The sequence below is a fragment of the Deinococcus humi genome, assembly GCF_014201875.1.
In the GTDB taxonomy this organism is placed as follows: domain Bacteria; phylum Deinococcota; class Deinococci; order Deinococcales; family Deinococcaceae; genus Deinococcus; species Deinococcus humi.
This window is the reverse complement of sequence record NZ_JACHFL010000005.1, coordinates 24,326-46,195: the sequence shown is the minus strand read 5'-3', so window position 1 is coordinate 46,195 and position 21,870 is coordinate 24,326. Positions and strand designations below refer to the sequence as shown.

The 21,870-nt window shown below is 66.6% G+C and carries 19 protein-coding genes and 1 tRNA gene; 11 read left to right on the top strand and 9 right to left on the bottom strand.

Annotation, left to right across the window (positions count from 1 at the left end; translation table 11 throughout):
* Positions 1-32 precede the first annotated feature (32 nt).
* Together rapZ and metG are read right to left on the bottom strand one after the other, a co-directional pair.
* Positions 33-872, bottom strand: coding sequence for an RNase adapter RapZ (gene rapZ / locus HNQ08_RS11150; protein WP_184131663.1), 840 nt, complete (start codon positions 870-872; stop codon positions 33-35).
* A 179-nt stretch (positions 873-1,051) separates the two neighbouring features.
* Positions 1,052-3,061: a methionine--tRNA ligase gene (gene metG, locus HNQ08_RS11145; RefSeq protein WP_184131660.1), complete on the bottom strand. Its 2,010-nt coding sequence runs from the start codon at positions 3,059-3,061 to the stop codon at positions 1,052-1,054.
* Positions 3,062-3,457: 396 nt separating this feature from the next.
* Here metG and fusA point away from each other — a divergent pair, with 396 nt between their 5' ends.
* From fusA to HNQ08_RS11115, 6 genes are all read left to right on the top strand, one after another.
* Positions 3,458-5,473, top strand: a complete 2,016-nt coding sequence (gene fusA / locus HNQ08_RS11140) for an elongation factor G (protein WP_184131656.1) — start codon at positions 3,458-3,460, stop codon at positions 5,471-5,473.
* A 159-nt stretch (positions 5,474-5,632) separates the two neighbouring features.
* Entirely contained in the window at positions 5,633-7,021 is a 1,389-nt protein-coding gene (locus tag HNQ08_RS11135; protein ID WP_184131653.1) for a carboxypeptidase-like regulatory domain-containing protein, read from the top strand.
* Between the two features lie 53 nt (positions 7,022-7,074).
* Entirely contained in the window at positions 7,075-8,088 is a 1,014-nt protein-coding gene (locus HNQ08_RS11130; RefSeq protein ID WP_184131650.1) for a DUF4034 domain-containing protein, read from the top strand.
* 27 nt (positions 8,089-8,115) lie between these two features.
* Positions 8,116-9,129: a threonine aldolase family protein gene (locus tag HNQ08_RS11125; RefSeq protein WP_184131647.1), complete on the top strand. Its 1,014-nt coding sequence runs from the start codon at positions 8,116-8,118 to the stop codon at positions 9,127-9,129.
* A 128-nt stretch (positions 9,130-9,257) separates the two neighbouring features.
* Positions 9,258-10,226, top strand: a complete 969-nt coding sequence (locus tag HNQ08_RS11120; protein WP_184131645.1) for a CPBP family intramembrane glutamic endopeptidase — start codon at positions 9,258-9,260, stop codon at positions 10,224-10,226.
* Positions 10,227-10,271: 45 nt separating this feature from the next.
* Positions 10,272-10,997: a hypothetical protein gene (locus HNQ08_RS11115; RefSeq protein WP_184131641.1), complete on the top strand. Its 726-nt coding sequence runs from the start codon at positions 10,272-10,274 to the stop codon at positions 10,995-10,997.
* Between the two features lie 24 nt (positions 10,998-11,021).
* Here the strand turns inward: HNQ08_RS11115 and HNQ08_RS11110 are convergent, their stop codons facing one another.
* On the bottom strand, positions 11,022-11,525 hold the full coding sequence (locus HNQ08_RS11110; protein ID WP_184131639.1) for a DUF456 domain-containing protein: 504 nt from the start codon (positions 11,523-11,525) through the stop codon (positions 11,022-11,024).
* A 91-nt stretch (positions 11,526-11,616) separates the two neighbouring features.
* Positions 11,617-11,693: transfer RNA gene (locus HNQ08_RS11105), tRNA-Met, on the bottom strand.
* A 160-nt stretch (positions 11,694-11,853) separates the two neighbouring features.
* Between HNQ08_RS11105 and fni the strand changes: the two genes are divergently transcribed.
* Positions 11,854-12,873: a type 2 isopentenyl-diphosphate Delta-isomerase gene (gene fni / locus HNQ08_RS11100; RefSeq protein ID WP_184131636.1), complete on the top strand. Its 1,020-nt coding sequence runs from the start codon at positions 11,854-11,856 to the stop codon at positions 12,871-12,873.
* Here the strand turns inward: fni and HNQ08_RS11095 are convergent.
* From HNQ08_RS11095 to HNQ08_RS11085, 3 genes are all read right to left on the bottom strand, one after another.
* Positions 12,834-14,153 carry a low temperature requirement protein A gene (locus tag HNQ08_RS11095; protein WP_184131633.1) on the bottom strand — a complete coding sequence of 440 codons (1,320 nt, stop codon included), beginning with the start codon at positions 14,151-14,153 and terminating at the stop codon, positions 12,834-12,836. The genes fni and HNQ08_RS11095 overlap by 40 nt on opposite strands.
* Before the next feature lie 27 nt (positions 14,154-14,180).
* Positions 14,181-14,777 (bottom strand): Holliday junction branch migration protein RuvA, encoded by a 597-nt coding sequence (gene ruvA, locus HNQ08_RS11090; RefSeq protein ID WP_184131629.1) that lies wholly within the window; start codon positions 14,775-14,777, stop codon positions 14,181-14,183.
* 183 nt (positions 14,778-14,960) lie between these two features.
* On the bottom strand, positions 14,961-15,650 hold the full coding sequence (locus tag HNQ08_RS11085) for a TetR/AcrR family transcriptional regulator (protein WP_184131626.1): 690 nt from the start codon (positions 15,648-15,650) through the stop codon (positions 14,961-14,963).
* A 266-nt stretch (positions 15,651-15,916) separates the two neighbouring features.
* On the opposite strand from HNQ08_RS11085, the gene hpf reads away from it, so the two are divergent.
* From hpf to HNQ08_RS11070, 3 genes are all read left to right on the top strand, one after another.
* The gene (gene hpf, locus HNQ08_RS11080; protein ID WP_184132411.1) at positions 15,917-16,483 is read left to right on the top strand and encodes a ribosome hibernation-promoting factor, HPF/YfiA family; all 567 of its coding nucleotides are present in this window, start codon (positions 15,917-15,919) and stop codon (positions 16,481-16,483) included.
* A gap of 100 nt (positions 16,484-16,583) precedes the next feature.
* Positions 16,584-17,672: a butyrate kinase gene (locus HNQ08_RS11075; protein WP_184131622.1), complete on the top strand. Its 1,089-nt coding sequence runs from the start codon at positions 16,584-16,586 to the stop codon at positions 17,670-17,672.
* 48 nt (positions 17,673-17,720) lie between these two features.
* Complete coding sequence (locus tag HNQ08_RS11070; RefSeq protein ID WP_184131619.1) at positions 17,721-18,095, top strand: hypothetical protein; 375 nt, start codon at positions 17,721-17,723, stop codon at positions 18,093-18,095.
* Positions 18,096-18,102: 7 nt separating this feature from the next.
* On the opposite strand, the gene HNQ08_RS11065 is transcribed toward HNQ08_RS11070, so the two are convergent.
* Positions 18,103-18,711 (bottom strand): GNAT family N-acetyltransferase, encoded by a 609-nt coding sequence (locus HNQ08_RS11065; RefSeq protein WP_184131616.1) that lies wholly within the window; start codon positions 18,709-18,711, stop codon positions 18,103-18,105.
* Between the two features lie 103 nt (positions 18,712-18,814).
* On the opposite strand from HNQ08_RS11065, the gene map reads away from it, so the two are divergent.
* A complete protein-coding gene (gene map, locus HNQ08_RS11060; RefSeq protein WP_184131613.1) occupies positions 18,815-19,558 on the top strand; it encodes a type I methionyl aminopeptidase in 744 nt (247 codons plus the stop codon).
* Positions 19,559-19,564: 6 nt separating this feature from the next.
* Here map and HNQ08_RS11055 read toward each other — a convergent pair whose 3' ends face one another.
* A complete protein-coding gene (locus HNQ08_RS11055) occupies positions 19,565-21,778 on the bottom strand; it encodes an MMPL family transporter (protein ID WP_184131610.1) in 2,214 nt (737 codons plus the stop codon).
* Positions 21,779-21,870 lie beyond the last annotated feature (92 nt).

Here is a 21,870-nt window from a genome sequence, read left to right as displayed (position 1 = left end):
AGTCAGGCCTTGTGAGAGGCGTCCCGCTCACATCAGCTCGCCTCCAGTTGCATGTCGCGGTGGTCGCCTACCTCCACATTCAGGTCTTTCAGATCAGCGGCCAGTCGCTCAGTCACGGCCACACTACGGTGCTGTCCGCCCGTGCAGCCAATGCCCACGGTATACCCGTGCCGCCCGCTGGCCTGCGCCCGCTCGGCGGCATTGCGGATAAACTCCCGCAGACCGGCGTAAAACCTCTCGGCGTCCTCGTTCTGAAAGACGTAGTCTGCCACATCCTTCTCCAGGCCGGTGCGCGGGCGCAGGGCCGGGTCGTAATAGGGATTGGGAAGCGAACGTACGTCCAGCACCATGTCCGCGTCGCGCGGGGGCGAATGCTTGAAGCCGAACGACACCAGCCGCAGGTGAAAATCGCGTTCCAGGCGGTACAGCTTCAGCACCCGCTCGGACAGCTCACTGGCACTCAGGTCGGTGGTGTCGATCACCGTATCGGCAATCGAGCGCAGCGGGGCCAGCAGTTCGCGCTCACGGGCAAAGTCCACCAGCAGCGTGTCGCCCAGCGGATGTTCGCGCCGGGTCAGGTTGTAGCGCCTGAGCAGCACGTCCGCCGTGGCCTCCAGAAACAGCACCCGCAGGTCCTCGCGGCGGCGGGTCAGGCGCTCGTGGCTGGATTCCAGTGCCCCCAGGAAATCCCGTGTGCGGGCGTCGGTGCTGATCGCCACGCGCTCCAGCCCGCGCGCCGTCGCGAGGTCGTGCATGGCCCCCCACAGTTCCGGCGGCAGGTTGTCGGTGGTGAAGAAGCCCGCGTCCTCCAGCGTGCGGAGCACCGTGCTCTTGCCACTGCCTGACAGTCCCGAAACCACGATAAACGGCATATGACCCAGTCTATAGGGCCGGGGCGGGCTTTGGACGTGAGCGTCTTGACCCGGATCCACGTTTGCGGGCCCACGGCACCCCGCCGTCCTTGCTGGTCCTGACAGGGGTCTGCCAGTCGTGAGATGACGCCACCGACAGACCCTGCTGACAATTCACTCCGCTGCTTGCGTTTCAGCTCCTAGCGCACCTTCGTTCCGCTGGGCAGATCCAGCGTGAGGCCCACCAGATCCAGGTTGCCGGCGTCGTCCTCAGCAGCCAGAATCATGCCCTGAGACTCGATGCCGCGCAGCTTGGCCGGCTTCAGGTTCGCCACCAGAATCACCTTGCGCCCCACCAGTGCTTCGGGTTCGTACCATTTGCGGATGCCGCTGACCACCGTGCGCGTCTCCTCACCCAGCCTGACGGTCAGCTTGAGCAACTTGTCAGCCTTCGCCACCGCCTCGCAGGCGATGACCTCGGCCACACGCAGGTCGATGCGCGCGAAGTCCTCGATGGAAATCAGGGCCTCGGTTTCAGCGGGCGTCTCGCTGGCGACGGGGGCGGTGGGCTGGGCAACCTGGGTCACGACTTTCTTCTCCTTCTGAACGGTCTTCTGAGGCCTGTCCGGCTTTTCCCTGCCCTCTTCCTGTTCTGGCTTGGACACTTCCGGTTTCGGGAAGAGGATCGGCCCGCCCGGCACGCGGGTTCCCGCCGGTGTCAGGCCCCAGGCCCCGGCCAGGGCGTAGGTCTGGGTGCCCAGCCCCAGCTGAGAGCGCAGTTCGCGGGCCTTGCTGGGAATCACCGCTTCCAGGCACACCGAGGCCACGCGCAGCCCCTCGGCGGCGGTATACAGCACGGTGTCCAGGCGGCGGGCCGTTTCCTCGGACTTCGCCAGATTCCACGGCGCACTCTCGGCGAGGTAGCGGTTCAGGTCGCGCACGAAATTCATGGCCGCCTCAATCGCCATGTTGATCTTGAGGTCATCCACCAGGCCCAGGATCTGTCCGGGCAGGGCGAGGGCCGCCGCCTCGATCTCGCGTTCGCGCTCGTTCGGCTCGTGCGCGGCAGGCAGAACGCCGCCCCTGTACTTGTGGATCATGCTGACCGTGCGGGACAGCAGGTTGCCCAGATCGTTGGCCAGATCGCTGTTCAGGCGCGACACCAGAATGCCCTCACCGTAGGGACTGTCCGCGCCGAGGGAAGCCTCCCGCAGCAGCGTGTAGCGAATGGCGTCCACCGGGAAGTCGCTGACCAGTTGTTGCGGGTCGATGGCGTTGCCCAGCGATTTGCCCATCTTGCGCCCGTCCTCAGCCAGGATGTGACTGTGCACCACCAGTTTGCGGTACAGGGGCAGCCCCGCCGCTTTCAGCATGGTGGGCCAGAACACCGCATGGGGCTTGAGGATGTCCTTGCCGATCACGTGCCAGGCCAGCCCGCTGACCGTCGCGGCGTCGCGCCCGCTCGCCACGAAGGGGGTCAGGTACGACAGCAGCGCGTCGAACCACACGTACGTGACGTGGTCGGCGTCCCACGGCAGCTCGATGCCCCATGGCACGCGGCTTTTCGGGCGGCTGATGCTGAGAGGACCAATCGGCTCGGACAGCATTTCCAGCACCTCGTTGCGGTATCCGGCAGGCTGAATCAGCCCGGGATTGGCCTTGAGGGTGTCCAGCAGCCAGTCCTGGTATTTCTCCATTCTGAAGAAATAGTTGGCCTCGCGGCGCAGTTCGGGGGCGTCGCGGTCACCGGGGTAGCGGCGCACGCCGTCCGTGCCCTCCACGAGTTCCTTTTCGGTCACGTAGCGTTCCGCGCCCACCGAATACAGGCCCTCGTACTCGGCAAAATAGATGTCGCCCGCGTCGTACACGCGCTGTAATACGTCCTGCACGAACTTCTTGTGGCGCTGGGCCGTGGTGCGGATGAAGGCGTCGTAGCTGATCTCCAGCCTGTCCCACAGTCCCCGGAAGGCGCGGTCACTCAGGTCGTCCACCAGTTCCTGCGGCGTGACCCCGGCCTTGGCGGCGGCCTTGCTGATCTTTTCGCCGTGCTCATCGGTGCCCATCACGAAGGTCACGTCTCGTCCGGCCAGCCGCTGATACCGGGCGATGGCGTCGCCCAGGATCTTTTCGTAGACGTGGCCGATATGCGGCTCGCCGTTGGCATAGTCGATGGCGGTGGTGAGGATAAATTCGTTGCTGCTGTCGGTCATGGTGTTCCCTTCCTTTCCGCCCGGCACTTGAAAAGCACGGCGCCCTGATGAGAGGCGGGGCGGACAACCGTGACAGGATACGGAAAAAGTGGCGCGTGGTGTGTCCTCCAGCCTGGAGAAATCGCACCTCACTTCCAGCCCTGAAGCGCTCAGGGCAGCAGGGGCATTCGCATCATCACGGTCTGGCAGGAAGTGATGGTCATGCGGGGAGTTTAGCGCGGGGAGGGCTGGATTCCGGGAGTGGTCTGGTCGCCCCAGGGCCAGGGGTTGCCCTTGGCCCCGTCTGGTGCCCGCACCCCGGATGGGGTGTAAACTGCGTCCACCAAAATCCCGTCCGCGCCGGAGGCCGTTCGCCCCGCCCACTCTTTTTGACTAAAAAGGATCGGTGGTTCAAGAATGCCCGTTCGTATTGTGAGTCTCGCCGCGCACAGCGGCGCTGGGAAAACCACGCTCTGCGAAGCCCTGCTGCACCACAGCGGGGCCATTTCACGTCCTGGTCGGGTGGAGGACGGCACCACCCACAGCGATCACACCGACGCCGAGAAGGCGCACGGCTTTTCCATCACCACCGGCGTCGTGCGCCTGAACCACAACGGCACAGACATCACGGTGCTGGACACCCCCGGTTACGCCGATTTTGTGCGCGAGATTCGCGGGGCCATCCGCGCCGCCGACGCCGCCCTGATGGTGGTCAGCGGCGTGAGCGGCGTTGAGGTGGGCACCGAGCGCGTGTGGGCCACCGCCGACCGTTTCAACATGCCGCGTCTGATCGCCATCAACAAGATGGACCGCGAACGGGCCAACTTTTCTGCCGTGCTGGCCGACCTGCGCTCCAGCCTGCCGGGCAACGTCGCGCCGCTGTACTTGCCCGTCGGCGAGGGACCGGAGTTCCGGGATGTGGTGAACGTCCTGACCGGAGAGGTGGGCGGCGGTGGTGAGGTCCCGTCCGACATGCGCTCAGTGCTCAGGGAGGCGCGGGAGAGCCTGACCGACGCCATCATCGAATCCGACGATGCCCTGATGGAACGCTACCTGGAGGGCGAGCAGATCGGTCCGGATGACCTGCACGCTGCCTTCCTGCGGGCCGTGCACGCAGGGACGCTGTACCCGGTGATTCCCGTCAGCGCCACGACGGGCGTGGGACTGGCGCAACTGCTGGATCTGCTGGTCACGGGTCTCCGAAGCGCTCGCGAACGCGGTCCCACCACTGGTCAGGATGGCCAGAACCGCGAGCCGACGCCCGATGCCCCGTTCAGCGCGCGCGTATGGCGGGTGAGCATTGATCCTTTTGTGGGCAAGCTGGCGTACATCCGGGTATACAGCGGCACCCTGCGGCCCGGCGACACGGTGGTGAACACCTCGCGCGACGGCCTGGAGGTCAGGCCCGCCCACCTGTATCTGATCAACGGCAAGGAGTTGACCGAGGTGCCGGAGCTGAGGGCCGGGATGATCGGCGTCCTGACCAAACTGACCGATCTGCGCGCCGGCGACACGCTGGCCGATCCCGCCCATCCCATCCAGTACGACCCCCTGTGGCTGCCCGACCCGGCGCACACGGTGGCCCTGCACCCGGCCACCCGGCAGGACGAGGACAAGCTGGGTGCGGCATTGACCCGCCTGATGGAGGAAGACCCCACGCTGCACTTCCAGCGTGACGCGCAGACCGGCGAGCAACTGCTGAGCGGCATGGGCGACATGCACCTGACCATTGCCGCCGAGAAGCTGGCCGCGCAGGGGGTGAACGTGAGCACCACCACGCCGCAGATTCCGTACCGCGAGACCATTCATGCCGCCGCACAGGCGCAGGGCAAGCACAAGAAACAGAGCGGGGGTCACGGGCAGTACGGCGACTGCACGGTGCGGATCGAACCCGGCGAGGGTTTCAGCTTCAAGAGTGCCGTGGTGGGCGGCGCGATTCCCGGCAAGTACCTGCCCAGTATCGAGAAGGGCATTCAGGACGCCATGCAGAAGGGCAGTCTGGCGGGATACCCCTTGCAGGACGTACACGTGACCGTGCTGGACGGAAGTTATCACGATGTGGACAGCTCAGACATCGCCTTTCGCATGGCGGGCAGCCTAGCCCTCAGGAACGCGCTGGAAAACGCCCGGCCCGGCCTGCTAGAGCCTGCCGTCCTGCTCAAGGTTCGCGCGCCCGCCTCGTTCACGGGTGACCTGATCAGCGATTTGCAAACCCGCCGCGCACGCGTACAGGGCATGGACACGGGTGGCACCGTCATCACCATCAGCGCTGTGGTGCCACAGGCCGAGTTGCAGAACTACAGCGCCGATCTGCGTTCGCTGACCGGAGACCGGGGTGCTTTCAGCATCAAGCCGCACGGCTACCAGGACGTGCCGGATCATCTGGCGAAGAAGATTATCGAGGAGAGAAGGGCGGAAGTGGCGGCTGGGTAAGGCCTGGGCCGAGATGGCCCGAAGGACACTGGGGGTGGGGGCTGACAATTCGCTCCTTCCCGTCTTAGCATGGCGATTCTTCCCACCTGAGCTTCAGCCCAAAGTTTCCTTGGCCTGAACGGCCCAGGCCTTACCCAGCCGCCACTTCTGAGGTGCCGTATGAAAGGAACCGTCCGCCTGCTGTCGCTTCTCCTCTGTGGTGCGTTTCCGGCGCTGGCTGCTGGCCCTGGCAGCACCCTGGTTCCCGCCACATTCAACGAGGGCGCGGTGATTGTGACGGACCGCGCCGCCGTCGCGGATCTGGCCTCGGCCCTGCGCGACGCGGCCAGCGCGGCCGGAAGCAGTTGCACAAAGAGCGAGTACGTAGTCTGGACGCAGCCCGATGACGATCTGGAAGAGACCTTCAACAGTGGAGTCAAGTCGCTGGGTTACACCTACCGCCTGCTGGACCGCAACGATGAGGCTGATGGCCGGGCGTCGGTCTTCGCGCTGAGCGGTCCCCAGCAGTCATTGGCTGGCCTCTGGGTGGAGGCTCAAGGCAATGCCGTGCTGGCGTGGTGCGTGCTCAAGCCTGTGACGGGCACGGCTCCGGCCAAACCTGCGCCCGCTCTGCAACCCACCGCTCCTGCAGCCAGCGTGCCCCGGCCCACCCCTGCACCAGCCCCGGCGAAGCCTGCCGCCCCGGCCAGCACCGCTAAAGTCCCGGCCATCAAGCCCGGCTACGTCACCGGACTGGTGCTGGACACACAGGGCCGTCCGCTGGCAGGGGCGCGGGTATTCATCAACGGCACCACCTTCACGCAGGGCCAGAAAACCAGCTTTGAGACCGAGACCAAGGCCGACGGCACCTACAGCCTGCGCGTGCCAGACGGACGCTATCAGGCCAAGGCCTCTTACACGACCACCTTCGAGGGCCAGACCTTCTCGTTTTTCATGGATCCGGCCAGTGGGAACCCCAACACCAATGTGGACTCCAGCGAGGGCGGCAACCTCAATTTCCGCTGGAAGCTGTCGGGCCTACGGGCGGGCAGCGGGGCCGGGGCCAGCAGGGACACGGATTTCTACGGCTCAAGTGTGGATTTCAGTTACTGCGGCCTGCCCGCGAGCGCATACTGCGACTCGAGGTATAGCGCCGTCACGCCCGGAGCCGCTCCGGGTGGCAGCGTCATCACCGTGACCTTTATCCCGCAGGGCAAACTGGTGGACGGCAGCACAGGAAAACCCATCGTGTACACCTTTAAAGCCGCGCCGCTCGCCCCTCCCGGCGGCTATCCCTATTCCGATCCCAACGGGGGTGGCCGCACCACACTGGGTCAGGACTGGCCGTACCACAGTACCAATTTCAATGATCTGCCGCTTGGAAAGTACATCCTGACTGTGACCGCCACCCTGCCCAATGGCAGCAAGAAACCACTCAAACTTGGTCTGACCGACGGCGACGTGGAGCATGACAGCGTGACGGTGCGCTGGGTGCCGTGGGACGATTTCAATCCGGCGAACTATAGCGGCGGCGGCATCAAGCAGATGAAAGTGTACGTGCGGGACTGACCTTGCCCGCTGAGAGATTCTGGCAAGAAACGCCGGACTAGGCTGCTGGCCTGATGACCGTCCTCGCGTCGCTTCCGGCCACGACATCTACGCCTGCTCGCCTTTCCCGTGAAGCCCTGCGCGACTTGCTGTCTGACAGGAACTTTGAGGCACTGGAAACGCATTACGGTGGTCTACACCATGCCTTTTCAGTGCAGCAGTTGTCTGAAAAAGAGCTGCGCCGGGCCTACACTCTGGCTGAGTCCTACCGCCCCGAGTTCACGAAGCCGTTTCGGGCCTGGGTCAACGCCTATCCCCAGTCGTACCCAGCTCGGGTGTCACTGGCGTCGCACCTGTTCGCCCACGGTTGGCAGCTACGGACCATGCGTCTGGCAAAAGACATTCCCGAAGAAAACCGGCAGGAACTGGCCGAGGTCATGGCAGAAGCGTGGTCCTACTTTGTGGAAGCTGTGGAACTTGACGCGCAGGCGACGCTGGCCTACTGCGGCCTGATTTGCTTGCAGATGCAGCAGGGAGAACAGGGCTGGGACGCTTACCTTGCAGGGCTGAAAGCCGCTCCAGGCTCAATGCAACTGCGCCGAACCATGCTGAGCAATTTAAGGACTGAATGGGGCGGTAGCCATGAAGCTCAGGCGGCGTTTGTCAAACGTCCCGAGCATGAATCGCTCCCGGAGCAGGAACGCGCCAGATTGGAAGCTCAGCGCCTGTGCCAACTTGGACATCATCTCGGCCATTTTGCTAATGACCATGCAGGCGCGAAAAAAGCCTTCCGGCAGTCGTTGGCCCTGAGCCGAGAGGCCGGTGCATTGAGTGGGCTGGCCAACTGGGTGGGGCCATTCGCCAAACGCCGCCTGCTGAACGAGGCGCTGGCGCTGGAACCAGACGACGATCATATCCGTGCCCTCCACGCGATTGGACGCCTTGAAAACTTCGCTCCTGCCGGGCCACAGCTTGAAATTCTGCGCGATTGCGCCGAGTGGGGCGAACCGTTTGCTACCGATATTCTGGGCGCGCCTTTATGGGTCATCCGTCTGCGTCCCGTCCTGATGCGATTGATGCGTCGCTGAGCATCACGCGTTGCTAGCATGGTGGGCATGGCTCCTCCTGTGATTGCCGACCTGCGCTCCGACACCGTTACCACGCCCACTCCCGAAATGCGCGCCGCGATGGCGTCGGCAGCGGTAGGCGACGACGTGTACGGCGAAGACCCGACCGTCAACGAACTGCAAGCTGAGGTTGCCCGCCTGACCGGTTTTGAGGCGGGCCTGTTCATGCCGTCCGGCAGCATGACAAATCAGGTGGCGATTGCCGTGCACACCCGCCGGGGCGAGGAAGTTGTCTGCGCCGAGGGCAGCCATATCTACGAGTGGGAACTGGGCATGATGGCGGCGTTCTCCGGTGTCGTGCCGCGCTTCGTGCCCGCGCCGCTGGGGGTGCCCGCACCCGAGGCCGTGCGGCTGGCCGTGCGCCACAGCGTCCACCAGTCACCCACCGGACTGATCAGCCTGGAGAACACCCACAACAAGGCGGGCGGCACCATCATTCCCATCGATACCATCAGGGAGATCCGCGCCGTGGCCGATGCCGAGGGGCTGCCCTTGCATCTGGACGGAGCGCGGGTCTTCAACGCGGCGGCGGCATTGGACGTACCGCTCTCCGAGATCACGCGGCACTTCCACACCGTCAGCGTGTGCTTGAGCAAGGGGCTGGGTGCACCGGTGGGCAGCGTGCTGGTGGGCAGCGCCGAGGCCATGAAACAGGCCCACCGTTACCGCAAGATGCTGGGCGGCGGGATGCGTCAGGCTGGAATCCTGGCGGCAGCCGCGCTGGTGGCCCTGCGGGATGGCCCGACCCGGTTGAAGGAAGACCACCGCCGGACCCGCGAACTGGCCGAGGCGCTAGTCAAGGCAGGTTTTGACGTGAATCTGGCCGCCGTGCAGACCAACATCATCTACGTCACGCTGCCCAACGCTGCCGGGCAGGTGGCGAAGTGGGCCGAGCAGGGTGTACTCGCCAGTGCCCTGGGGCCAGATTCGGTGCGCTTTGTCCTGCATCACCAGACCGGGGATGGGGCGCTTGAGCAGGCCATCGAGGTGCTGACCGCCTGAGGGAAAGGCGTTCCTCCCGCTGCGGAACCGGGGAGAGCAGGGGAGGGTCCCCCAACGGCTAAGCCTCAAGAAAGTCTCCGTCTTTCAGCGGAGGCGCAGGCCGGGGGCCGCGCAGTACCCTCTGAACCATGACCGCGCCGGACACCGACACCCCCGCCTCCCCGCCCTGGCCCCACAAGACGCAGCCGCCCGCCGGCATCCGTGCGGTGAACGGCAACCGCGCCGCACTCAGTCTGCTGGTGATCCAGAACGTGGTCTCGGCGCTGCTGATCGCGCAGCGGGTGCCGCTGGGGGTGACGCTGCTAGCCTCTTTTGCTGTCGTGGTGCTGGCGGCCTTCGTGTTCTTCCGGTCCACTGTGCGGGCGCTCCTGGCAGACACGCGCTGGCGCACGCCGCCGTCGTGGGGCCTGGCGCTGGCGGCCTTCGCGCTGGCCTTCCTGGCCTCGCGGGCCTTCGTGCTGGCCTACATCACCTTTTTCCCGTCGGCGGCGGATTCGGTGCCGCAGTTTCTGAGCAGTGGACCGGACCTGTGGGCGCTGCTGCTGGCGGCAGGAATCCTGATTCCCTTTGCCGAGGAAGTGGCCTTCCGGGGCCTGCTGATGCGCGGCCACGAGCGGGCGGCGGGCTTCACCGTGGCCGCGCTGACCTCCACCTTCGCGTTCTCGGTGGCGCATGGCGTTCCGGCCAGTATCGCCGGGATCCTGCCGCTGGCCTACGTGCTGGCGCGCCTCGTGCAGCACAGCGGCAGCTTGTGGAACAGCGTGATCGTCCACGCGCTGAACAACACGCTGGCGGTGGGGCTGGGCGCATTTGTTGCTGGCAAGAACCTGGGCGATCCGGCGCAGGCCACCGAACTGCTGGGCAACCCGGCCCTGAAAATTCCGCTGGCGCTGGGGGCACTGCTCTTTGGCGCCGTGGTCATGGTGGTGCTGCACCTGTGGCTGACCCCGAAACCCGATCCGCAGGAGCGCTGCGCTCCTGGCCCGTGGCTGAGCCTGAGCTACGTGGTCATCGTGCTGTTCGGCGCCGTGGCCGTGGCCCTGACCTTCCCGCAGGTGGGGCTGTGGGTCACCAATCTGAGAAGCGCGCTGTTCTGATCCTGCCGTCTGTCCCGCGCCGCAGCCGCTAGCATGGCGGGGTCTATGGCCTCACCCCGTAAGTCCACCGCCCGCAAGCTCAGCCCGCCGGCCCCATTTCCGGATCCTCCGACACCGGTCACGCTGCTGGCCAGCCCACGCAGTTTCGTTGGGCAATTGCAGGAGTTGGATCTGGTGTGGTGGCGCTATGTGTGGGTGCCGGTGGTGGCCGGTCTGCTGGGCGGCCTCGCCTACACCCTGCTGGTGCGCCACGCCGCCGTGTTTGCGGCGGCCCACAGCGAGGCGGCAGCCCCCAATTTCGCCACCTATGCGGTCAACACGCTGGGCACCACCTTTCTCAGCGTGTTCGTCTTCATGCTGATGTGGGGCCTGGGGCGGGTTGGCGCGGGTTTCAAGGGCCGCGCGGCAGAGGTCTACGGGGCCAGCTTCGCGTTGCTGCCGCCGCTGTATCTGCTGGTGATCGTGGTTACGCTGCTGACGCCCGCCGCCGCCTTCGTCCCTAAAGGGGCCACCGTGGATGCCTTCCCCCCAGGCGGCGATCCGCGTGTGCTGGAGCGCCTTGCTCTGGCGCAGACCTTCCAGACCTCTGCCGGATTTGGGCTGGTGATGGTCACGCTGCTGGGCACGCTAGCGCAGTTTGGCTTCGTATACGCCGCCTTTCGCCACCTGACTGAGCGCCCCGTTCAGGCGGTGATGGGCACGTTGCTGCCGCTGTTGCCTGCGCTGGTCATCGGGTTGATCGGGGTGTCGCCGCTGCTTTTCGCCAGATAAGCGAGGATCTCACAGGTGGTGGGGCTAGCCCCCCGCCACGCTCCGCGCCGGTTCCCACAGCCGCCACAACTCGTAGATCCCCATCAGCAGGTGCAGCACGAGCTTGGCAGCCAGCCCGGTCAGCAGACCCACCAAGGTGCCCCAGGCCGAGCGCAGCGCGTCGGGGAGCGTTCTGCGGACGACAAGCAATTCGGCCAGCAGCGCCCCGGCCAGCGGCCCCACAAGCAGGCCGAAGGGAATGAACAGGCCTGCCAGACCGCCGATCAATGCCCCCCACACCGCCTGTTTGCTGCCGCCGTAGCGGCGTGCGCCCCACGCCGAGGCCAGATTGTCCACAAAGCCGATCAGCACTGTGATGGCCCCGAAAGTCAGCAGGAAGGGCAGATCGGGCCAGACCTGAAAGCCGTCCAGCAGCGTGGCGCCCAGCGCCCCCAGAAAAATGATCAGCGTGGCGGGCAGGACGGGAACGAAGGTCGCCACCATCCCCACGATCCAGGCGACCAGAAAAATCAGAAAGGCAAGGCTCATCTTGCTCCACAGTACGGCCTGGAGGGTAATGGAGTTCCAGCTTGCCTTCCACAAGAAAAATCCCCCACTATGAAGTGGGGGACTTTCGTTTTGGTTGCAGGGACAGGATTTGAACCTGCGACCTCCGGGTTATGAGCCCGACGAGCTACCAGACTGCTCTACCCTGCGTAACCTTCTTTCCTCGTGCCTTGCGCTGTCCTTCTTGTCTCAGCGCTTGGGAATAGTACAGCCGATAGCGCAGGCTGTCAACTGTGCCTGCGGTCGCCAAGTGCCGTGTAGTGCGGGAATTCACCCGCTGGCCCCTTGCGGCGGGCGTTAGGCTGTGGCCATGACCCCAGCGGTGCCCCCCGACATTGCAGCGCGCAAACTGCGCCATGTGGAAGCGTGCCTGCTGCCTGAAAGCCAGTACGCCGGCGTGACCACCAGGCTGGAAGCCGTGCCGTGGCCATACCGCGCCCTGCCGGAGCGCAACCTGAGCGACGTCGACCTGGGCACGGCCTTCCTGGGCCACCACCTGAGCGCGCCGGTACTGATCGGCGCGATGACCGGTGGGGCCGAGCGGGCCGGGCGCATCAACGCCAATCTGGCGCGGGCGGCGCAGACCCTGGGGCTGGGGCTGATGCTGGGCTCGCAACGCGTGATGCTGGAACGTCCCGACACCGCTGCCACTTTCCAGATTCGTGGGGCTGCCCCCGACATCCTGTTGATCGGCAACCTGGGCGGGGCCCAGTTCCTGCTGGGCTACGGCGCCCAGCAGGCCAGCCGCGCCGTGCAGGCGGTGGGGGCCGACGCCCTGGCCATCCACGTCAATCCCCTGCAGGAAGCCTTGCAGCGCGGCGGTGACACCAACTGGGCCGGATTGACGGCGCGGCTGGCCGAACTGCTGCCGGAGCTTCCCTTCCCGGTGATCCTGAAAGAGGTGGGGCATGGCCTGGACAGACATACGGTGGCCGCCGTGTCCGGTCTGGGCTTCGCCGCGCTGGATGTGGCTGGGGCCGGGGGGACCAGCTGGGCGCGGGTGGAACAGCTCGTCGAACACGGCGCGGTGATCAGCCCGGACCTGTGTGAGGTGGGGGTGCCGACGGCGCAGGCTCTACGGGACGCGCGGGCCGCTGCTCCGGGGGTGCCGCTGATCGCCTCGGGCGGGATTCGTACGGGGCTGGACGCTGCCCGCGCGCTGAGCCTGGGTGCGGGGGTGGTGGCGGTGGCCCGCCCGCTGCTCGCGCCCGCACTGGACAGCGCCGAGGCCGTGGAGGACTGGCTGGCAAACTTTATTCAGGAGCTGCGCGTGGCCCTCTTTGTCGGCGGTTACGCGGACGTGTCGGCGGTGTGGGGATCGGGCAACTGATCCAGAGCGTCCTCCACGGAGTCGGGCTGGTTGCCCTCTTCGAGCTGTTCCAGCACCCGCTCCTCCAGCCGGCCCATCCGCTGCGTGACCGGATCGGTGGCGCTGATCAGTGCCACCAGAACAGTCAGCCCAGCCACGGCCAGATGCACTCCCCGGGTGTCCAGATCAATCAGAAGAAGGCCCGCTGCCAGCCCTGTCCCCAGCAGCAGGGCGGGAACGCTACGGTCCGGGAAGAACTGGCCTGTCACCCGCAGCGAGTTCCAGCGCAAGAAGGCCAGCGTCAGCAGCGCGAGGGCCAGCGACGCGCCTACCATGCGCTGGTCTCCGGCCGCCTTAGCGGTTCCGGCAGCGGACAGGCCGTGGCCCAGCCCCACGCCCAGCACCACCACCGCCAGGGTGAAGGGCAGGTGGCCGTAGAGCCACGCCAACATGACCCCCACCCGGTGATCCACCCGCGCCCCCAGCAGGGGCAGCGAGCGCGCCTGGTCGAAGTACAGCCGCCACAACGCCACCGAAGTCACGATGGCCGCGAGCGCTGGAATCAGGTTGTTCGCATCCAGGTCCTGCTGGCGACTGCCCGCCACGATCTCGGTCACGATGGCCCCCAGTGCGATGATCTGGAGCAGCCCCACACGCTCTGGCAGGTGACCCTCGTGGGGGAGGGCGTCATGGCTGTGGTGGCGGATCACCACCGGGGTCAGCACATCAAGGACCAGGGCGGCGCACCACAGCCCGATCTGCGTCCCGGAACCACTCTGCAAAAGCGCAGACACCAGCCACAACGCCGCCACGAGCCCAAAAGACAGGGTCATCCGCCCGGCGAAGTCAATGCCCCCTGGCCCCCGCCGCGCCACCGCCGCGTACATTCCCGCCTGAATGATCCGGCTGGCGCCATACGCCAGCGCGAAGGCCGCGCCCGTGTCCGACAGGTCGCCGCGCAGTGTCAGGGCGATCATGGCCAGCGACACCAGTTGTGCCAGGGTGCCCCAGCGGTAGACACGGGTCTCGTTGCCATAGCGGGCGGCGAAGGTGGCATTGCCCGCCCACGCCCACCACACCGCCACGAACAGCAGACAGAAGTGCAGGACTGCAGCCGCCTCCGGCGACTGACCCAGCCGCTTGGCGAGCTGATCGAAGGCCACCACGAAGATCAGGTCGAAGAACAGTTCCAGCCAGGACACCTTCTGCTCCTGGTAAACCGACTCCTGGCCGTCCGGCGTTCCAGCGTCCTGATCTCCGGTCTGTTCGATGTGCAATTCGTCGGGCTGGCCGTGGGTCAAAGCCGGCGCCTCATAGCCGGTGGGTCCTCATCGCAGGCGGCCCAGACCCTTGCGGATCAGGGCGTCGGCGTTCAGGTCCGGCTCGGCGGAGAGCAGTTCGGCCACCACGGCGCGCACCCCAGCCTCGCGGAACCCTAGGGCCAGCAGCGCGTCCACCGCGTCGCGGCCCGCCGTCGTCGCCACTTTCGCGGCCCTCACGCCGCCCACCGTGGGCGCGGCCAAGTGTTCGGGCACCTTGCCCTGCAGTTCCAGGACCAGCCGCTCGGCGGTCTTCTTGCCCACCCCGGAGACGCTGGAGAGCAGTTTGGCGTCGCCGCTCAGCAGGCCCTGGGCCAGCGCAGAGACTGGCATGGCCGACAACAATGCCAGCCCCAGTTTTGGCCCCACGCCACTCACGCCAGTCACCAGATCGAACAAGCGCACGCTGTCGGTGTCGCCAAACCCGAACAGCAACTGGGCGTCCTCGCGCACGATGAAGCGGGTGTTCAGTTCGGCGGTTTCGCCCACCACCAGTTTTGCCAGGGTCCCTGCCGGACACTGGACCTCGTAGCCCACGCCGCCCGCCACCACCACGGCGCTGTTCTCGCGCACCTCGCGCACCACGCCGGTCAGGTATGCAATCACGCCGTCGATTCTAGTGGTTCGCGGTCATGCAGGCTGTGGGAGCGGGCAACATTGGCCGCAACGGACTGAACCTATCCACTCAGGTTAAATCATTCCAGGATGTCGGCCCTTTCCGGACCTCAAGCAGCGAGGGCGATTAATGGCCGCCGCCCTGCCTTCAACCGATTTTAGGGCCCTCTCGCTTCAGTCCCGCTGGCCTTCTACCACCACGCCGGGCGCCAGTGCCCCGGACATCAGCAGGCTGAAGCGGTCCTGCCAGTCGCGCAGCACCTCGCGCTGATCGCGGTGCCCGCCGTGCATCAGGGCCAGCAGGCAGGCGTCCACCAGTAGGGCGCTCAGGCCGGCGACGTTGACTTCCGGGCGCAGTCGCCCCTGGGCCTGCATGGCCAGGAGCACGGGTTCCACCAGGGCACCCAGGGTCAGCGCCGTCCCCAGGCCATCGGCGGGGGACAGGCGGGTTGGAAATGACAGCGGGTTCTTCGTCCGGGCGCCCGTGTTGCCCTGCTCCGGCTCACCCAGGGGAGACGCGCCCAGCACCGCCTGCGCCACCGCGCCGACCAGGTGGCGGTAGCGCACGCCCAGATCGGCCATGCGGGCCATGACCTTTTCCCAGACCTGCTGCGGGTTGGCCCCGGCGTGCAGGCGCTCCAGGGCGTCGTCGCGACTGGCCTGCACATCCTTATTGAAGTGGGCCAACAGCATGTGAATCTTGCTGGGGAAATAGCGGTACAGGTTGGTGCGGCTCACAAAGGCCGCTTGGGCGATGTCCTGGACGCTGGTGGCTTCCAGGCCGCTGCGGGCGAACAGCTCGAAAGCGGCTCGGGCAATGCGTTCGCGCCGGGCCTCGTCCTGCTCCTGCCGATCCACCTTCATGGCCGATCCACCGTCATGGCACCATGATACCGCCCCTGGGGAGCCCCAAATGGTCTGCTGGATTGCCCCGTTCCTGGGTCAGTCTTCATGGTGGTGGGGGGGAGGGGCCTCCACATGCCTTCCCCACGCCTGCGCCCCTCATCATACCCCCAGCATGGGTGTAGGCGCCATGAAGAGTCCGCCGGACAACGCCGCGCGGGGCGGGCTACAGTGAGGAGGACCGGAAGGCCACTTTCTACCCTTCCGGGAAAGGATGGGTGAAAGCCGTGCATATCTACAAACTGTCAGGCCGGAACGTCGACGTTACAGACGCCATGCGCGATTACGTCGAGGAAAAACTCACGCGACTGGACCGTTACAACGACTCCATTACAGACGCGCGGGTCACGCTGACAGTGAGGGATGTAAGGGACTCAACGCGCCGCAACCGCGTGGAAGTACAGCTCAACGTGCCCAACGGCATTATCCGCGCCGAGGAGCACCACGCCGACATGTACGCTGCCATCGACAAGGCCAGCGATGTGTTGGAGCGGCAGCTGCGCAAGTTCAAGACCCGCTACATGAAGGCCCGCCATGAGGCCGTGCCAGTGCCGGAGCCCGGTCCCGCCGAGGCTGCCGTGGAGGCTGGCCTCGACGACGTGACCGAATTCGTTCCCGAGATCGTGCGTCAGAAGCGTTTTGACCTGCGCCCCATGAACCCGGAAGACGCGGTGGTGCAGATGGAGGCTTTGGGTCACGATTTCTACGTGTTTTCCAACATGAATTCGGGCGTGACCGGAGTGGTGTACCGCCGCAAGGATGGGCATTACGGACTGATCGAACCGAGTAGCTGAGCGGCTGCACGCTGGGGTGGAGGCCGGGCCATGCGCCTGCGCCTCTCCTCTCCCTGGAACCGGGACATCTCCCGGCGGGGCTCTGCTACTCTGCGGCGTTGTGATCGCCTATGTGATCAATCCAGGAACCAGCGGCATCAAGCTCGCCTGCGCCAGCATTGAGCCGAGTCTGAACTCGGCGTTGCCGGGGCAGCTGGAGTTGTCGCTGACCCGCAGCGAACTGAATCTAGCCGCTCCGCCCACTGCCGCAGACCTGCCGCAGCTGTCGGCGCAGATCCGGGAACTGACCGCCGACTGGCCTGCCCCGGACGCTGTCGTCGGGCGCGGCGGCCTGATCGGGCGGGTGGCTGCCGGCACGTACCGGGTCACCCCGGAGATGGCTGAATTTGCCGTGCAAGGTGAGGGCGCACAGTATCCGCCGAATCTGGGTGGTCCGCTGGCACTGACGCTGGCGCTGGACTACGGCGTCCCCGCTTTTGTGGTCGATCCCCAGAGCGTGGACGAGCTGCTGCCTGAGGCGCGCGAGACCGGGATCAGGGGCCTGCGCCGCCACGCTCAGTTTCATGCCCTGAACGTGCGCGTTGTGGCCCGCCGCGCGGCGCACGAGGTGGGCATGCGCTTGCAGGATGCCCGCATTGTGGTGGCCCACCTGGGGGCCACCGCCAGCGTCACCGCTTTCGAGAAGGGCCGCGCGGTAGACACCACCGGCACTGGCCCCGACGGTGGCCCGCTGGGCGCGATGCAGAGCGGCCCGTTGCCCGCCCGCATGCTGTTGCGGCTGGTCCGGGAGAAGGGTGAGGCGGCGGCGCTACATCAGCTGTCCGGGGGGGGCGGCTTCCTGTCACTGACGGGCAGCGCCAACCTCAAGGATCTGGAGGCGCGCATGGTCAGCGATCCTGCCGTGCAGGCCGCCGCCGCCGCCTTCGTGCATCAGGTGTGCAAGGGGCTGGGAGAGCAGACCGGCGCGCTGACGGGCCGCCCCGACGCGCTGGTGATCACTGGCGGCATCGCCCGCTGGGACGAACTGGTAGACCGCATCGAGCGCCGGGTGGCCTGGATTGCCCCGGTGCTGGTGATTCCGGGTGAACTGGAACTCGAGGCGCTTGCGGAGGGCGCGGGCCGGGTGCTGCTGGGCCTGGACACCGCCCGGGAATGGCGGCACCCCCAGGTGGCCGCCCCGGAGCTGTGATGTGCGGGAAACCTGTGCTGGTCAGCGTGCTGGGAGCGTGAAGGGCTGATGCCCCGCCGCCGCCCCGTCCGTTCCGCCGCCGAGCCCATCCGGGCCACCAGCATGTGGCGCGTGGATCAGGTGTTCCTGGCCCGCAAGGGCATGCGGGTGGAGGTGACCTCGTCCCTGGTCAACGATCAGGGTGGGCTGCGGAACCTGAGCGTCACTGCGCCCACCGACGATCCTCTGGAGGCGGTCCGCCACGCGGCGCGTTTCATCGCCGGGAAGGGCAATGTCAGCGGGGCGCGTCAGGCCCGCGTGCGCTGGACCCGCGAACAGGCCACCACCGAGCAGGACGCCCTGATCCGGGACCGCCAGCTGGAAGACGAGTTTCTCGACGAGTTCGAGGAAACGCTGGCGGCGGTGCGCGACCAGCAGCGTTGACCCGGCGTTACAGCTTCAGCCCCAGCGTCAGCGATCCTCCCGGCCACCGTTCCAGTTCCTGAAACCCCAGATGGCGGTAAAACCCGATGGCCCGCGTGTTGCGCCCCCCCACGCCCAGATGCACGCCAGGGGAACCGGCTCCTCTCAGGGCGGCAAACAGCCGCTCCATCATCTGCCGCCCGTTGCCGCCGCCCTGACCACGGGGCAGCAAATCGATGTGCAGGTGCGAGGGATAGGTGTCCACAATTTCCTGTGGGGCGGTGTGCGGGTGGTGAATCAGGTGGGCGAGGCGCTGGTCCGGGGTGCGCTCGGCGGGAGGTGTACTGGCCGGATCGGAATACTGGCGGCGCAGGGCAGGCCACCACTCGCGCTCCAGCGTCGCCTCAAACCTGTGCGAGTCGAGCGCACCGATGACGTAGCCGCAGACGCCCGCCTCATCCTGCAGCACAAAGGCGAAATCGGGCGCGTAGGCCAGATACGGTCCGGCGTAGATGTGCCCCACCAGCAGCGGATCGCGGTACAGGTATGTGGCGTCCGCGCCACTGTCCGCCGTTTCCAGGCAGATGCGGTAGAGCGAATCCTGGTCACTGGGCCGGGCCGGGCGGATCTTGAACATGGGGGTATTCAAGCAGATTCGGTCGGGAGGATGGGAGAGGCAGGGACGCGAGAGGAGAGGGGCTGACCCCCGGACCAGCCCCCGGTGCCCTACAGTGACGGTCATGACCGTGACCACCGAGACCGAACTGCAGGGAATGAAACGCGCGGGCTTCGTGGTGGCCGAGACGCTCCGTGCGCTGCGGGCCGCCATCGAGCCGGGTGTCACACCCGCCGAGCTTGATGCCCTGGCTGGGCGGGTCTTCAGGCAGTACGGGGCCGAATCTGCCCCGCGCATGACCTACAACGCGCCGGTCAACGTCTTTATCAGTGTCAACGACGATATCGTTCATGGGTTGCCGACACGGCGTCCGCTGGCCGCAGGAGATGTGGTCAGTCTGGATGTCACGCCCTTCGTGGACGGCTACGTCGCAGATGCCGCCGTGACTGTGGCGGTTCCCCCGGCGTCGCCTGTCGCCACGCGGCTGATCGAATGCACCGAGGCGGCGCTTGAGGCGGCCCTGGCCGCTGCCAAAGCGGGCCAGCCCGTTCATGCCATCGGTCGGGCCGTTGAAACGGAGGTCAGGCGCCGCGGCTTCACGGTGCTGCGGGAGCTGTTCGGTCACGGGGTGGGCCGCGCCATCCACGAGGATCCCAACGTGCCGAACTACTACCGCCCGGTAGACCGCAAAAAGTTGCACGAGGGGCTGGTGATCGCCATTGAGCCGATGGTCTCGACCGGCCGGTCCCCCCGGGTCAGGACCTTGCGTGACGGGTGGACTTTAAGCACCACCGATGGTGGTCTGGCGGCCCATTTTGAACACACGGTCATGATTACCGGGGGCAGGCCGCTCATCCTGACCGCCTGAGCGTCCTCAATGCTCCAGCCGGATATGCGGCAGGCGTTTGTCCAGCCAGCCCGGCAGCCACCAGTTCCACTTTCCGGCCAGCTTCAGAAAGGCGGGCACCAGCACCAGACGTACCAGCGTGGCGTCCAGCGCCACCGCCACCGCCAGACCCAGGCCGATGCTCTTGGTGGCGACCACGCGCCCGAACATAAAGGCCACGAACACGATGAACATGATCACGGCGGCGCTGGTGATGATGCGCGCGGTGTGGCCCACTGCCAGCACCACGGCCTCGTCGTTCCTGGCCCCGCGCAGCACCTCCTCTTGCACGCGCGAGAGCAGGAAGATCTCATAATCCATGCTCAGGCCGAACATCACGGCGAACAGCAGCACCGGCAGCGAGGCGTCCAGCACACCTACGTCAGCGGGAATGCCCAGCGGCGCGGCCAGGAAGCCGCCCTGCACGACCAGCGTGACCACGCCCACCGCCGCGCCCACGGTCAGGGCGTTCATGACGATGCTTTTGAGGGGGATCAGCAGGCTGCGGAAGGCCACCATCAGGAGGAGGAAGGTTCCGGTGAAGACCACGGCGATGACCCCCGGCAGCGTGCCGATGATCGCGCGGCTGAATTCCTCGCCGCCCACCGGGGCGCCACCCAGCAGGTACGCGTAGCCGCTGGCGTCCAGCGTGGCGCGCACACGGGCCTCGAACGCGGCAATGTCCTGGGCGCGCAGGGTATCGTCTGGCACCACCGTCAAGCGCAGCAGCTTGCGGTCCGCGCTGAAGGAACGGCGGGTCAGGACGCTCAGGGCCTCCAGCCCTCCACTGCCCACTGCGGCCAGATCAGCGGGGGTCAGGAAGGGACTGATCACTGCCTTCACACCGGGCAGGGCGCGCAGCTCGTTGACCGTCCCCTGAAAACGGTTGCGGTCTGCCGGGGTGTAGCGCTGCCCCTGCAGGTCCAGGATGACCTCGAACTGGCTGAGAAGTCCACCCGCGCCCAGCTCTCGCACGTCACCCAGGGCGTCGCGGCTGGGCACACCGGGAACCAGGCCCCACGCGCCCGCGTAGCCGGTCTTGAGGCCCAGGGCAGGCACGGTCAGCGTCAGCAAAAAGGCAGTGGACAGCACAACCCCCAGCACGGGGCGGGCGGTGACGCGCCGCGCGAAGGCAGTCCAGGCCACCGACGCCGCGCCACTCTGCGCCCAGGTCACTTTCAGCAGACGTGGGCTGTTGACCCGCTCACCCAGCAGGGCCAGCAGCGCGGGCAGCGCCGTCAGGCTCGCCAAGACGGTCAGAATGACGGCCAGCACACCACCGATGCCGATGCTGCGAACAAAGGCCACCGGAGGCAGGATCAGGCCCGCCATTGCAATGCCCACCGTGGAGCCGCTGAAGGCCACGCTGCGCCCCGCCGTCATCACGGTGCGGGCGGCGGCGGCGCGGGGATCCGTTCCGTGCCTCAGCTCCTCGCGGAAACGGTTCACCATCAACAGGGCGTAGTCGATGCCCGCGCCCAGCCCCAGCATGGTGATCACGCTCTGGGCGAAGGTGCTGACCGGCATCAGGAACGTCAGGCCGTACAGGGCGGCCATCGCCACGGAAATACTCAGCACCCCCACCGCCAGCGGCAGGCCCGTGGCCACCAGTGCTCCAAAGACCAGCAGCAGCAGTCCGGCGATCAGCGGCAGCGCCGTGAACTCACTGCGTTTGGTGTCGGTCTCGGCAAATTCGGTGAAGTCGTCGGCAATCGCCTGCCCGCCGGTCACGCGAATGGTCAGCGCCTCGCTCTGGACGCCGCGCACGTAATCACGCACCCTGGACAGCGCCTCGGTGCCGCCCTCCTGTAAAGGAATCTGGGCCACCGTCAGGGCCAGCACGCCGTCTGTCGCCTGCGTGGGCACAGGGCCGCCGGGGGTGGCGGGCACGACGCGCGAGACGCCCGCTACCGTTTCCAGACCGTCCACGAACGCCCGGTAGATCTTCTGTCCCTGGGGCGTGGTGAGCGGCGGAAGGCTGCGCGTGACCAGAATGGCGGTGTTGGTGTCGCGCTCACCAAAGCGTTCGCGCAGCAGCCCGCTGACCGTGTTGGCCCCCGAATGGGATAATCCCCCGGCCGGATCGGCGTTCAGGGCGGCTGGGGCGCGGGCGGCCAGGGGCAGGCTCAGGGCGGCGGCAATCACCCAGACCGCCAGCACCGCCCAGGGGTGTCGGGACGCGAGGCGGGCCAGGAAGTGCACGCCCCGGACTGTAGAGCATCAGTCCAGTTGGAAGCGCCGCCCTTCGTCCGGTGCAGGAGCGGCCCCGATTCGCGGCGGCGTTCCATTACGTC

Excerpts from the sequence above, each read along its gene's own strand:
- rapZ (WP_184131663.1), bottom strand. The coding sequence starts at position 872 with ATGCCGTTTATCGTGGTTTCGGGACTGTCAGGCAGTGGCAAGAGCACG.
- metG (WP_184131660.1), bottom strand. The coding sequence starts at position 3,061 with ATGACCGACAGCAGCAACGAATTTATCCTCACCACCGCCATCGACTAT.
- fusA (WP_184131656.1), top strand. The coding sequence starts at position 3,458 with ATGCCCGTTCGTATTGTGAGTCTCGCCGCGCACAGCGGCGCTGGGAAA.
- HNQ08_RS11135 (WP_184131653.1), top strand. The coding sequence starts at position 5,633 with ATGAAAGGAACCGTCCGCCTGCTGTCGCTTCTCCTCTGTGGTGCGTTT.
- HNQ08_RS11130 (WP_184131650.1), top strand. The coding sequence starts at position 7,075 with ATGACCGTCCTCGCGTCGCTTCCGGCCACGACATCTACGCCTGCTCGC.
- HNQ08_RS11125 (WP_184131647.1), top strand. The coding sequence starts at position 8,116 with ATGGCTCCTCCTGTGATTGCCGACCTGCGCTCCGACACCGTTACCACG.
- HNQ08_RS11120 (WP_184131645.1), top strand. The coding sequence starts at position 9,258 with ATGACCGCGCCGGACACCGACACCCCCGCCTCCCCGCCCTGGCCCCAC.
- HNQ08_RS11115 (WP_184131641.1), top strand. The coding sequence starts at position 10,272 with ATGGCCTCACCCCGTAAGTCCACCGCCCGCAAGCTCAGCCCGCCGGCC.
- HNQ08_RS11110 (WP_184131639.1), bottom strand. The coding sequence starts at position 11,525 with ATGAGCCTTGCCTTTCTGATTTTTCTGGTCGCCTGGATCGTGGGGATG.
- fni (WP_184131636.1), top strand. The coding sequence starts at position 11,854 with ATGACCCCAGCGGTGCCCCCCGACATTGCAGCGCGCAAACTGCGCCAT.
- HNQ08_RS11085 (WP_184131626.1), bottom strand. The coding sequence starts at position 15,650 with ATGAAGGTGGATCGGCAGGAGCAGGACGAGGCCCGGCGCGAACGCATT.
- HNQ08_RS11070 (WP_184131619.1), top strand. The coding sequence starts at position 17,721 with ATGCCCCGCCGCCGCCCCGTCCGTTCCGCCGCCGAGCCCATCCGGGCC.
- HNQ08_RS11065 (WP_184131616.1), bottom strand. The coding sequence starts at position 18,711 with ATGTTCAAGATCCGCCCGGCCCGGCCCAGTGACCAGGATTCGCTCTAC.
- map (WP_184131613.1), top strand. The coding sequence starts at position 18,815 with ATGACCGTGACCACCGAGACCGAACTGCAGGGAATGAAACGCGCGGGC.